Source organism: Alteromonas sp. 4NS20-0143, assembly GCF_057542855.1.
This window is the reverse complement of the sequence record NZ_BAAJLR010000003.1, coordinates 428,552-440,702: the sequence shown is the minus strand read 5'-3', so window position 1 is coordinate 440,702 and position 12,151 is coordinate 428,552. Positions and strand designations below refer to the sequence as shown.

The window sequence follows — 12,151 nt, the reverse complement described above, 5'->3', positions numbered from 1 at the left end:
GTCGATAATGACGTATAACGTACGCGAGCACAGCTATGTAGTAGGAGGCCTTGGAATAACAGGTCAGGCTTGCGTGCGCTTCTTACTTCAACAAAGCGCTAGTGTAAAAGCGTTCGATACGCGACCTTCAGCTTCATCGATAATGGCTTCAATGCCAGAAGCCATGCAAGCAAGTATGAAGGGCAAAATAGAAACTGCACCTTTGTCTGCCGCTTTTTTCGATAATGTGGATACGCTAGTGCTCAGTCCTGGCTTATCGCCGGATATAGAGCAAGTTAAACTAGCGAAGCAATGTGGCGTTGAAGTTATTGGTGATATAGAGCTTTTTGCTCGACTGAACACCAAACCCGTTGTCGGCATTACCGGTTCAAATGGCAAGACCACAGTGACCTTACTGACTACGCACTTGCTCAACTCACTTGGCGTTAAAGCGATTGCTGCTGGCAATGTAGGGCTTCCTGCTTTAGATACGTTGGATTCTGATGCAGATGTTATTGTGCTTGAGCTTTCTAGCTTTCAGCTTGAAACCACATCAAGCCTGTCGCTCTGTGCCGCCACTATTCTTAATCTGTCCGATGACCACCTTGATCGCCACGGCTCGTTTGAACACTATGCCCTTGCAAAGCATCGTATTTTTGATAATGCATCGCAGGCTATTGTGTGGCGCGATGGTCATCATGTCGCACCTGAATCATCCTCTGTTTTACAGCTACACTATGGGTTAGGGGAAGCGCTGCATGGCTTTGGTGTTAGCGATTCTGCCGAGAAGCCGCAGTTAACCTTTAACGGTAAACCTCTTTGCAGCCTCAGCAGCATCCATCTTGCAGGCACGCATAATGTGCTTAACGTAATGGCATCGCTAGGTCTCTGCTATGCGTTAAATAAGAGCCATGCACTAGAGATAAGTCTAGAGGCGGCTGCAACGCATATCGGCAGCTTTACCAGTGCTCCACACCGCTGTGTTGAAATTGCAAACAATGGCGTGCGCTTTATTGATGACTCAAAAGCCACAAACGTAGGTGCCACCATTGCCGCCCTTGAAGGGTTAGCGCCTGTCACACAAGGTAAGCTCATCCTTATTGCCGGTGGAGATGCAAAAGGCGGCGATATTAATGCGCTGTCTCCCTATTTGAATCAGTTTGTCTCACACGTATTTGCCATCGGTAAAGATGCGCCTTTGTTCACCACTGCTTTTGCCAACACCGTAATAAGCAGCAATTTAAACGACGCAGTGAAAAGTGCGTGCAAGGTGGCAAGCAATGGCGATGTGGTTTTGCTGTCTCCGGCCTGCGCTAGCATTGATATGTTTAACAACTATATGCACCGTGGCGATGTATTTAAGCAGGCCGTTGAAGAGGTATTAGCAGCATGATGTTAACCTCTACCAAACTCAGCGCGCTATTTGCAGCCAAGCATGATAAACCGCAGCAACCAAAGTACCCTTACGATGCTACCTTGGTGCTGATTGCGCTAGCGCTAATGAGCATAGGAGTCATTATTGTTACCTCGGCATCAATGCCTGTGGCTGACCGATTACACGGTAATCCTTTTCACTTTGCTATTCGCCACGGCATTTATATCGTCGGCGCCATCTTAGCGGCTATTGCTGTATTGCAGTTGCCCATGCAGTTTTGGCGTGTGACTAACCCTTACCTTCTTTTTGCCGCAATAGGCTTATTGCTAGCGGTACTGCTTATTGGTCGAACCGTAAACGGCAGTACCCGGTGGTTAGCACTTGGGCCCATTACCATTCAAGCAGCCGAACCGGCAAAGTTATTTTTCTTTGCCTACCTTGCTGGGTATTTAGTTCGTCGTTATGAAGAAGTTACCGAGAATTTAAAAGGGTTTATCAAGCCCCTCGGCGTGTTCTTCTTACTTGCGCTACTACTGCTACTGCAGCCAGATTTAGGCACAGTCGTAGTTATGTTTGCCACCACTATAGGGCTGTTGTTTTTAGCTGGCGCAAGGTTGTGGCAGTTCTTCGCTTTAGTGTTTGTTGGTCTTATGGCTGTGGTTGCGCTTATTGTATTTGAAGAATACCGCCTTAAGCGCGTGACATCGTTCTTAGATCCGTGGGCCGACCCTTTCGGCGCTGGATATCAGCTAACCCAATCGCTAATGGCCTACGGTAGAGGTAACTGGCTTGGTCAAGGGCTAGGGAATAGTCTGCAGAAGTTAGAGTTTTTGCCTGAAGCCCATACCGATTTCGTGATGGCAATATTAGCTGAAGAGCTGGGCTTTGTAGGCGTTCTTGCTGTGTTAGGTCTTATTTTATGGATGGTGATTAAAGCACTGCATATTGGCAATCACGCATTGGAGAGAGGACGGGCGTTCGACGGTTTCCTATCTTACAGTATCGGCATTTGGTTTAGCTTTCAAACGGCGGTAAATATTGGCGCTAGCGCAGGTATTTTACCCACAAAAGGGCTTACGCTACCGCTTGTCAGCTACGGTGGCTCTTCCCTTATTATCATGTCGATTGCGGTTGCCATTTTATTGCGAATAGACTTTGAGCTTCGCGTAGATGGCGTACAGGCATTAAATCGCGGGGAAAAGAGAAAGACTAAGGCTTCTGCATCAAATGCTGCAGGCTCAAATGCCCCAAGCTCAGATAACAGCGCTGGGGCGAATGCTTCTTCACAGGCTGCATCTAACTCTTCTAGTGCTAAAGCAAAACCGGAAGACGAAGGAAAGGCCGGTATCAAAGCTATACTCGCACGGGTAGCCGAGGAGGCCGATAATGACTAAACGTTGTCTTATTATGGCCGGCGGCACTGGCGGGCATGTATTCCCTGGACTCGCAGTAGCCAACGCGCTTCGCACAGAAGGGTGGGACATTCATTGGCTTGGTACTGCTGAGCGTATGGAAGCGAGCGTGGTGCCAAAGCACGATATTCCTATTCACTTTATTCCGGTAAAAGGGTTACGTGGCAAAGGTATGTCAGCGCGTATTCAAGGCTGCATCGCGCTACTAAAAAGTTTGCTATCGGCAAGGCGTATTATCAAGCGTATACAGCCTGATATTGTCGTCGGTTTTGGCGGTTACGCGAGTGGACCTGGTGGCATAGCCGCTAAGACTCTTGGCATTCCGGTGATTATTCACGAGCAAAATGCGGCTGCCGGAATGACGAACAAACTATTGAGCAAAGTGGCGCATCGCGTTTTACTTGGGTTTGAGGATGCGAAAGCGCAATTTGCCAACGTGGCCGGCAAAGTGCACGTTGTTGGCAACCCAGTAAGAGACGATATTTGGGAAGTCTCTCGTAAGCCTCACTTACAGAGGGCTCACCAAAACGAACCCCAAGCGGTCAATAGCTCGGCCAATATTTTAGAAAATAGCTCAGAAAAAAGCCCAGAGAATAGCTCAGAGAAACGCGTCAATACAGCCAATAAGAGCAATGCATCTTCCCTCAACATGCTAGTTGTTGGCGGCAGTCTAGGAGCACAAGTGCTCAACGAAGTAGTGCCGCAAGTGTGCAGCGCATTAAAAGGGTTATCCATTCGCCATCAATGCGGCAAAGATAACGCCTCGTCTGTAAAACAGACCTACGATAATTTAGGCGCTAATACAGTAGATGTAATAGTGAGTGATTTTATTGACGATATGGCAGACGCTTACGAATGGGCCGATTTTATTGTATGCAGAGCGGGCGCGCTTACCGTTAGCGAAGTTGCGGCGGCGGGAAGAGCGGCGATTTTTGTACCGCTGCCTCATGCGGTGGACGATCATCAAACTAAAAATGCACAGTCGCTGGTTAAGCACAGCGCTGGCGTCATGATTGTGCAATCGGTATTAAAAGAGAATTTAGGGCAAACCGTTCGTCACTGGATACAGCATCCAGAGGACTGTTTGAAAATGGGCGAGCTTGCACGTAAATGTGCAAGCCCCCACGCCACACACCAAGTAGTAAGCCACATTAAGTCAGTGGTAGGAGTAGGGGACTAATGGTTTTTAAAACCCCATTTGAAAGCCCGCAAATGCGTCGGGTTAATAATATTTTCTTTATCGGTATCGGCGGCGCCGGTATGGGTGGTATTGCAGAAGTTCTTCTTAATGAAGGGTATCAAATAGCGGGCTCAGATATCCAACAGGGCCCAATGACAAAACGCCTAAGCGAGTTAGGTGCTGACGTTAAAATTGGACACCGAGCGGAAAATGTCGATGGCATGGATGTGATCGTAGTCTCTAGTGCGATTAACGAGGAAAACCCTGAAATAATCACCGCAAGAGAAAACCGTATTCCCATTATTCGCCGAGCTGAAATGCTTGCTGAGCTAATGCGGTTTCGCCACGGAATAGCGGTTGCTGGTACGCATGGTAAAACGACCACGACCAGCTTAATTTCGACCATTTTTGCTGAGGCCCACTACGACCCAACCTTCGTGATTGGTGGGTTGTTAAATAGTGCTGGCACCAATGCCCGCTTAGGGAAAAGTCGTTACCTAATTGCTGAGGCTGATGAAAGCGATGCATCATTTTTGCATCTACAGCCTATGGTCTCTGTAGTGACCAATATCGAAGCCGACCACATGGATACCTATGGCGGCGACTTCTCAAAGGTTAAAGATACCTTTGTGGATTTTCTGTCTAACCTGCCGTTTTACGGTCAGGCCATTGTGTGTGGCGATGATACTAATATTCAAGAAATACGCCCGCGTATAGGCAGAAGCATTGTCACTTATGGCTTTGAGGAGCATAACGACTATCGCGCCAAGAACATTACGCTGTCCTTTGGTAAAGCGAATTTCACTGTACACCGACCTGATGCTGAGCCCCTTGAGATAATGCTCAACTTAACCGGTAATCACAATGTGCTCAATGCGCTCGCCGCCATAGCGGTAGCCTGTGATGAAGGCATTGATGATGAATCGATAGTAAGCGCACTGGCAAGCTTTGGCGGTATAGGGCGTCGATTCGAACAATTAGGCACGTTTAATACCAGTAAAGGTGAAGTGTGTTTAGTCGATGACTACGGCCATCACCCTACCGAAGTAAAGGCGACTATTGCAGCAGCACGAGCCAATTGGCCAGACAATCGCTTAGTGATGGTTTATCAGCCTCACCGCTACACGCGAACTCGAGATTTGTACGAAGACTTTGTTGAGGTGCTATCAAGTGTTGATGCACTGCTGTTGCTTGACGTGTATGCCGCTAGCGAGCAGCCCATTGAAGGGGCAGATAGCAAGTCATTGTGTCGCTCTATTCGACAACGAGGCCAAATAGAGCCTGTGTATGTGGGCGATAAAGAGGCGTTGCCCACAATATTGGCGAACATATTACAAGACGGCGATATTGTTATGACGCAGGGCGCAGGCAATATCGGTCAAATTTCAAAACGATTAGCGGCTTGTGAATTAGAGCCAGCGAAGCTTGCTAGCGAAGGAGGTGACCATGCTTAAGCCAATGGTGACTTCTCATACACCAGAGCAATACGGCAAAGTTGCAGTGTTACTTGGTGGTGATTCTGCCGAGCGTGAGGTATCGCTTAATTCGGGTAACACGGTGTTAAACGCCCTGTTACGACAAGGGGTTGATGCCTTTGCTTTTGACCCTGCCGAGCGTCCGCTTACCGATTTGATTGACTTAAAAGTCGATCGCGCGCTTATCATGCTGCACGGTCGCGGTGGTGAAGATGGCTCTATGCAAGGGGCACTTCAGCTGCTCAAAATTCCCTATACTGGCAGTCGAGTTTTAGGCTCTGCACTGGCAATGGACAAAATCCACACTAAGCAGGTGTGGCAAAGTCTTGGCTTACCTACAGCGAAATATGAAATTGCTGACAAAAGGCGCTTTGATGCTGGTAAGTGCAGCGCTATAATGGAAAAGTTGGGAAATGAGGTCATGGTAAAACCGGCTCAAGAAGGGTCGAGTATTGGCATGGCAAAGGTGACAAGCGCTGAACAACTAGAAACGGCTGTTCAAGATGCCTTTCAATATGACGATCAAGTATTGCTAGAGCAGTATATCGACGGCCCTGAGTTTACTGTTTCTGTTGTTCAGGGGCAGGCTTTACCGTCAATCCGTATGTCTACGCCTCACACGTTCTACGACTATGCTGCGAAATATCAGGATAATACAACCGAATACTTTTGCCCAAGCGGCTTATCAGAAGCGCAAGAAGAGCAGCTGGCATCACTAGCATCTCGCGCTTTTGACGCTATTTCAGGAAGCGGCTGGGGAAGAGTAGACGTGATGCAGGACAACCAGCGCCAGTTTTATTTGCTAGAAGCGAATACGGTGCCCGGGATGACTGAAAAAAGCTTAGTGCCAAAGGCAGCAAAAGTGGCAGGGCTGAGTTTCGATGAGTTGGTGTTAAGCATTTTATCAACGAGCTTCGATAGCGTTACTAACAATGCGAATGACTAAAGCCGCCGATGAGTCGGGCGCAGGTTCAAAAGCTAAAGCGTCGAAGAACAATAGGCGCACAATGTGGGCCGGCGTACTCTTTTTGCTGTTGGTGATATCGGGTGTGGTGTTTGGCGGTATGAAGGCCAACCAATACTTGCATGATGAACAACAAATGCCGGTACAAGTTATCGATTTTTCTGGGGATTACCAGCACATCGATATCACTAAGCTAGAGAGATTGATTAGAAAGGCGCAGCCCGGCAGTTTTTTTGCTTTGGATGTTAATGACGTGTTCGAGTTAGTTGAAGCACAGTCATGGGTATACCGCGCGTCGGTTCGCAAAAAGTGGCCGAACACGCTGAAGATTTACTTGGTTGAGCAGCAAGCCGTTGCAAAGTGGAACGAAGACTTACTGCTTAATCCGTACGGCGACACCTTTAATGATGAAGGCGTTGAGATTGATTTGCCGCGGCTGTATGGTCCCGGTGGTAGTGAGAAAACGGCGCTAGAAGGCTTTAATAGCATGCATGCACTGATAGGCACTACCAATATGGCTATTGATGAACTGTCACTCAGCGAGCGATTTGCTTGGCAGGTACAGCTAGAAAATGGCATTAGATTGAATTTAGGGCGCCAGGATTTTATCGATAGGCTACAGCGCTTTATCGATGTGTATCCACTGTTAGCGCAACAAGAGAAGGCTGTACGTTACGTCGACCTTCGCTATGACACTGGTGTAGCTGTTGGTTGGAATGAAAACGACAACAGCAACACGACAAACAAAGAGAGTTAAGAAAACCATGTCAAAACCTGCGGAACGCAATCTGATTGTAGGACTAGATATCGGCACCAGCCAAGTTAAGGCCGTGGTGGGCGAAGTACTAGATGATGATCAAATCAGTATTGTTGGTGTGGGCACTCATGCATCGAAAGGCATGGATAAAGGTGGCGTTAACGATCTGAATTTAGTGGTAAAATCAGTACAACGTGCTGTTAATGAAATGGAATTAATGGCAGATTGTCGTGTTTCGTCGGTATTTATGTCTATCTCAGGACGTCATGTTAAATGCCAGAACGAAAACGGCATGGTGCCGATTAATAATCAAGAAGTGACACAAGAAGACGTGGACAATGTTATTCACGCGGCGCGCAGTGTGCCAATAGCAGCTGAAAGACGCCTGCTTCACGTGTTGCCACAAGAATTCACTATTGATGTGCAAGAGGGGATTAAAAACCCCATTGGTATGTCAGGGGTGCGTATGGAGGCCGATGCACACATCATTACCTGTGCAGACGATATGGCTAAAAATATGGTGAAATGTGTAGAGCGCTGCGAACTAAACGCAGACCAGCTCATTTTCTCTGCACTGGCCTCAAGTTATGCAGTACTCACTGACGATGAGCGCGAATTAGGCGTGTGTGTGGTTGATATCGGTGGCGGTACCATGGATATGGTTATTTACACTGATGGCGCAATTCGTCACACTGCTGTAATACCTGTTGCTGGCAATCAGATTACGAGCGACATAGCGAAAATATTTAGAACACCTATCAGCAATGCGGAAGAGATTAAAATCAATTACGCGTGTGCATTAAAAGATATGGTAAGTATGGAAGACAGCATTGAAGTACCTAGCGTGGGTGGACGTCCTGCCAGAGTCATGTCTCGTCATACATTAGCTGAGGTCATTGAGCCTCGCTATCAAGAACTTTTTGAACTGGTACATGATGAGATTCGTGCCAGTGGTCTGGAAGAGCAAATTGCTGCGGGCCTTGTGCTTACAGGAGGCACCGCGAAGATGGAAGGTGCTGTTGAATTTGCCGAGGAACTTTTCCAGATGCCTGTTCGCGTGGGCAAACCTATCAATGTGAAAGGCCTAGCCGAATATGTTGATGATGCCGGATTTGCAACTGTGGTGGGTTTACTGCAATACGGCAAAGTACAAACTGATAATAAGAATTCCAGTACGCAGAAATCGAGCGAAAGTTTGTTTCATCGAGTGCAAAGCTGGTTCAAAGGTGAATTTTAATTTTTTAGGGGGCGCTGCAGTAAAGGCATTAAGACTAGCAGGATGCTATTAGTCAACAACGTGACCTAGTGCAGTGTTTTAAAGACGTACAACCGGAGAGTAAGTATGTTCGAATTAATGGATAGTCACGGCGAAGAAGCCGTAATCAAAGTCATCGGTGTAGGCGGTGGCGGAGGTAATGCAGTTGAGCACATGGTGTCTCAAAGCATTGAAGGCGTAGAGTTTATCGCTGTGAATACTGATGCACAGGTACTTCGTAGTTCAAATGCAGATATTACGCTGCAAATTGGCTCAAGTGTCACAAAAGGGTTAGGCGCAGGCGCCGATCCAAATATCGGTAGAGATGCAGCACAAGAAGACAGAGAAACTATTCGTCAAGCGTTAGATGGGGCCGATATGGTTTTCATTACCGCTGGTATGGGTGGCGGTACTGGAACGGGAGCTGCGCCAGAGGTGGCAAAGATAGCCCGTGAAATGGGTATTCTTACAGTGGCCGTGGTAACCAAACCATTTCCATTCGAAGGGAAGAAACGTACCTCTTTTGCTGAGCAAGGTATTGTTGAACTAGCGAACAACGTTGACTCATTGATCACTATCCCTAACGAAAAGCTGTTAAAAGTAATGGGTCCTGGCACGCCGCTTCTTCAAGCATTTAGCGCGGCGAACGATGTATTACGCGGTGCGGTTCAAGGTATCGCAGAGCTGATTACACGCCCTGGTTTGATCAATGTGGATTTCGCCGACGTAAGAACTGTTATGTCTGAAATGGGTAAAGCCATGATGGGCAGCGGTGCAGCAAGCGGTCCAGACCGTGCTGAAGAAGCAGCTGAATCAGCTATTGCGAGTCCACTGCTTGAAGATATCGATTTATCAGGTGCGCGAGGCATTCTTGTTAACATTACAGCGGGCCCAGACTTTGCTATCGACGAGTTTGAAACCGTGGGTAATGCGGTTAAAGCATTTGCATCTGAAAACGCTACTGTTGTTGTTGGTACCGTTATCGATATGGAAATGACGGACGAGCTACGTGTCACTGTTGTTGCCACGGGTATTGGTGCAGAGCGTAAGGCTGATATTTCGTTAGTTAGCACTGAAGGTTCTCGCTTAACTCAGCCTGCTAAAGAGTACGGTAGTAATAGCAATACATCCGAATCACGCTCTTCTGTTGGTGGTACCGAAGGCAACCAAGCATTAAAAGCAGAAGACAGTGCACAGCCTGACAATGATTTGGAATATTTAGATATTCCTGCGTTTTTGCGTAAGCAGGCAGACTAACGCACTGCCTGGCGTTTTCGAAAATTTTTCGAGGCATTTGAAAAAATCTGCGAAAAACGTCAGGAAACTGCGGGGAATCTTTTAGTTTTTCTGTGGTCTGAGTAATGTACTCACAGTGTTAAGGTCATAGTGTTAAGGTCAGAGTGTTAAGGCTAGAGCATTATGGTTAGAGTCCTAAGCTTAGAGTGAAACAAGCACTGGTTGGATAAACTGCGAGCAAGCACGGGGTGCTTTGTAAACTACTTCACCGCTTGTTGAAGCAAGTTATTCAGTATTTCTGCTCAGGCAAAGCAGTGGGAGAAATTCCACAATTTGTGTGTTTTTTGACATGTGAGTAATAACTCACTATAATTCGCGCCCGCTTTTTTAAAAGGTAAAAGCATAAGCAAATGATTAGACAACGTACAATCAAGCATCCGGTTCAAGAAACCGGCATTGGGCTTCATAAAGGGGAAAAGGTCACGATGACTCTCCGGCCTGCGCCTGCGAACACGGGAATCGTGTTTAGGCGTGTTGACCTTATCCCTCATGTTGATATTCCTTCTCGCGCCGACGCGGTAGGGAACACCATGCTGTGCACGTGTTTAAATAACGAAGACGGTGTGACAATTCAGACCGTTGAGCATCTTGCTTCTGCTCTTGCTGGCTTAGGCATCGACAATATCATCGTTGAAGTTGACAGTAACGAACTGCCAATCATGGATGGAAGTGCAAGTCCGTTTGTATTTCTGCTTCAAACGGCGGGTATTGAAGAATTAAATGCACCTAAGCAGTTTATCCGTATAAAGAAACCGGTGCGCGTAGAAGATGAAGACAAATGGGCTGAGCTGGTTCCTTATGACGGCTTTCGTGTAGATTTCAAAATCGACTTTGACCACCCCGTTATTAGCCAAACCCGCCAACACATGGTGATGGATTTTGATTCGTGCTCTTATGTTAACGAAGTTAGCAGAGCGCGCACCTTCGGTTTTATGCGCGATCTTGAGTATATGAATGCGAATAACCTAGCATTAGGTGGCAGCATGGAAAATGCCGTGGCCCTTGACGAGTTTCGCGTGTTAAATCCTGAAGGGTTGCGCTTCGACGATGAATTCCTGAAGCATAAGATTTTGGATGCTATCGGTGATTTGTATCTTGGCGGAAACAGCTTAATCGGCGAACTGAGAGCGTATAAAACCGGTCATGGTTTAAATAACAAGCTGCTGAATGCTCTATTAGCACAACAAGATTGCTGGGAGTTCGTGACGTATGACTCTCAGGAGTCCGCGCCAATACGCTACGCACAACCCGTATTAGCATAATTTGAAAAAGCCGCCAACTTGGCGGTTTTTTTTCACGTGGCAATCGTTTCAATAAATGATAAAGTAAGCCGATAATTTACAGAATTCCGTCTCGACATTAATAATAAAGCCCTAGGGAATTAGCCTAGCGTGCAAAGAACACGTTCGAGTGTGAAGTCCAATTCCGTTTTGTGGTATGAAGTTAACAATTACACTAGCAGGTAAAAATACACGCTATCGGCACAGTATCAGTGTCCGTACGCTTGTGAGCGCAACTGTGCTCACATCTATTTTTATGCTGGTGTCGAGCCGTTCAACAGAGTCTGTTCCTGAAGACGTTGCTCGGGTTCGCTTAGCTCAATCACAAGTCGATGGCGCTAAAGAAGACATTAACGCGCTAAAAAATCAAACCACGACAAAATTAAAAGCACTGCTCTCACGTGTGGCCGAACTCTCGGCACAAGCAACCATTCTTGACGAGCAAGGCAAACAAATTGCAACAGAATTAGGTATGTCAGCGGCTGACCTGGACGCTTTCGTACCGGTATCGATACCAGACAACATCCAAGACGACCCCATCCTCAATGAGATAGCCAAGCTAGAGCAATCACTCGATTTGAAATCGCAACAGCTAGCTATGCTTGAAAGTTTGGTTCGGGGTCACCATATCCAAGAGCAGAGTCGATTATCTGGTCGTCCGATTGCGTCGGGATGGTTGTCATCTTATTACGGTATGCGGGCCGACCCGTTTACTGGCGAATCAGCTATGCACAAAGGGCTGGATTTTGCTGGAGAGGCGGGTGTAGACGTAGTGACAACAGCTGCAGGTATTGTTACCTGGGCAGGTGATCGCTACGGTTATGGCCAACTAGTAGAAATTGATCATGGAGATGGATTCGTTACCCGCTATGGGCACAACGACACACTGTCTGTTTCCATCGGTGATGTGGTTACCAAGGGACAACCTATCGCTAAAATGGGCAATACCGGTCGTTCGACTGGCGCTCATGTTCACTACGAAGTAATAAGAAACGGAAAACAAGTCGATCCTCTACCTTATGTAAGAAAAAAATAAAGGTAGCAGCCAGGTAAGTAGGGTTATTCCTGCGTCAATATAAAGTGCATATTTTAACAGTGTTAATGCGCTACAAATCGCATTTTATGTGAAAATCGCAAGGCAATGCCACGTGGTGGCTTCAGTCTTATACAATTAATTT

10 protein-coding genes are annotated in these 12,151 nt (G+C 47.1%); all 10 read left to right on the top strand.

Translation table 11 applies throughout. The features are described 5' to 3' along the window. The first annotated feature begins 7 nt into the window (after positions 1-7). The 10 genes from murD to AC27HD_RS09085 all read left to right on the top strand — a co-directional run bounded on the left by murD (position 8) and on the right by AC27HD_RS09085 (position 12,009). Positions 8-1,372 (top strand): UDP-N-acetylmuramoyl-L-alanine--D-glutamate ligase, encoded by a 1,365-nt coding sequence (gene murD / locus AC27HD_RS09130; RefSeq protein ID WP_487105242.1) that lies wholly within the window; start codon positions 8-10, stop codon positions 1,370-1,372. After that, positions 1,369-2,748 carry a cell division protein FtsW gene (gene ftsW / locus AC27HD_RS09125; protein WP_487105241.1) on the top strand — a complete coding sequence of 460 codons (1,380 nt, stop codon included), beginning with the start codon at positions 1,369-1,371 and terminating at the stop codon, positions 2,746-2,748. Before murD ends, ftsW begins: the two co-directional genes overlap by 4 nt. Further along, entirely contained in the window at positions 2,741-3,946 is a 1,206-nt protein-coding gene (gene murG / locus AC27HD_RS09120; RefSeq protein ID WP_487105239.1) for an undecaprenyldiphospho-muramoylpentapeptide beta-N-acetylglucosaminyltransferase, read from the top strand. Before ftsW ends, murG begins: the two co-directional genes overlap by 8 nt. Then, positions 3,946-5,400: a UDP-N-acetylmuramate--L-alanine ligase gene (gene murC, locus AC27HD_RS09115; protein ID WP_487105237.1), complete on the top strand. Its 1,455-nt coding sequence runs from the start codon at positions 3,946-3,948 to the stop codon at positions 5,398-5,400. Before murG ends, murC begins: the two co-directional genes overlap by 1 nt. After that, a complete protein-coding gene (locus tag AC27HD_RS09110; protein ID WP_487105236.1) occupies positions 5,393-6,367 on the top strand; it encodes a D-alanine--D-alanine ligase in 975 nt (324 codons plus the stop codon). The genes murC and AC27HD_RS09110 overlap by 8 nt, the downstream gene beginning before the upstream one ends. A 61-nt stretch (positions 6,368-6,428) precedes the next feature. Beyond that, positions 6,429-7,142: a cell division protein FtsQ/DivIB gene (locus AC27HD_RS09105; RefSeq protein WP_487105556.1), complete on the top strand. Its 714-nt coding sequence runs from the start codon at positions 6,429-6,431 to the stop codon at positions 7,140-7,142. A gap of 7 nt (positions 7,143-7,149) precedes the next feature. Further along, positions 7,150-8,379: a cell division protein FtsA gene (ftsA, locus tag AC27HD_RS09100; RefSeq protein WP_032097467.1), complete on the top strand. Its 1,230-nt coding sequence runs from the start codon at positions 7,150-7,152 to the stop codon at positions 8,377-8,379. A 105-nt stretch (positions 8,380-8,484) separates the two neighbouring features. Further along, positions 8,485-9,654, top strand: coding sequence for a cell division protein FtsZ (ftsZ, locus tag AC27HD_RS09095; RefSeq protein WP_032097468.1), 1,170 nt, complete (start codon positions 8,485-8,487; stop codon positions 9,652-9,654). 389 nt (positions 9,655-10,043) lie between these two features. Continuing rightward, complete coding sequence (lpxC, locus tag AC27HD_RS09090) at positions 10,044-10,955, top strand: UDP-3-O-acyl-N-acetylglucosamine deacetylase (RefSeq protein WP_487105233.1); 912 nt, start codon at positions 10,044-10,046, stop codon at positions 10,953-10,955. 175 nt (positions 10,956-11,130) lie between these two features. Continuing rightward, positions 11,131-12,009, top strand: coding sequence for a M23 family metallopeptidase (locus AC27HD_RS09085; RefSeq protein WP_349377728.1), 879 nt, complete (start codon positions 11,131-11,133; stop codon positions 12,007-12,009). Positions 12,010-12,151 lie beyond the last annotated feature (142 nt).

Coding starts and splice junctions, on each gene's coding strand:
- ftsA (WP_032097467.1), top strand. CDS start 7,150: ATGTCAAAACCTGCGGAACGCAATCTGATTGTAGGACTAGATATCGGC.
- murC (WP_487105237.1), top strand. CDS start 3,946: ATGGTTTTTAAAACCCCATTTGAAAGCCCGCAAATGCGTCGGGTTAAT.
- murG (WP_487105239.1), top strand. CDS start 2,741: ATGACTAAACGTTGTCTTATTATGGCCGGCGGCACTGGCGGGCATGTA.
- ftsZ (WP_032097468.1), top strand. CDS start 8,485: ATGTTCGAATTAATGGATAGTCACGGCGAAGAAGCCGTAATCAAAGTC.
- lpxC (WP_487105233.1), top strand. CDS start 10,044: ATGATTAGACAACGTACAATCAAGCATCCGGTTCAAGAAACCGGCATT.
- murD (WP_487105242.1), top strand. CDS start 8: ATGACGTATAACGTACGCGAGCACAGCTATGTAGTAGGAGGCCTTGGA.
- AC27HD_RS09110 (WP_487105236.1), top strand. CDS start 5,393: ATGCTTAAGCCAATGGTGACTTCTCATACACCAGAGCAATACGGCAAA.
- AC27HD_RS09085 (WP_349377728.1), top strand. CDS start 11,131: ATGAAGTTAACAATTACACTAGCAGGTAAAAATACACGCTATCGGCAC.
- AC27HD_RS09105 (WP_487105556.1), top strand. CDS start 6,429: ATGTGGGCCGGCGTACTCTTTTTGCTGTTGGTGATATCGGGTGTGGTG.
- ftsW (WP_487105241.1), top strand. CDS start 1,369: ATGATGTTAACCTCTACCAAACTCAGCGCGCTATTTGCAGCCAAGCAT.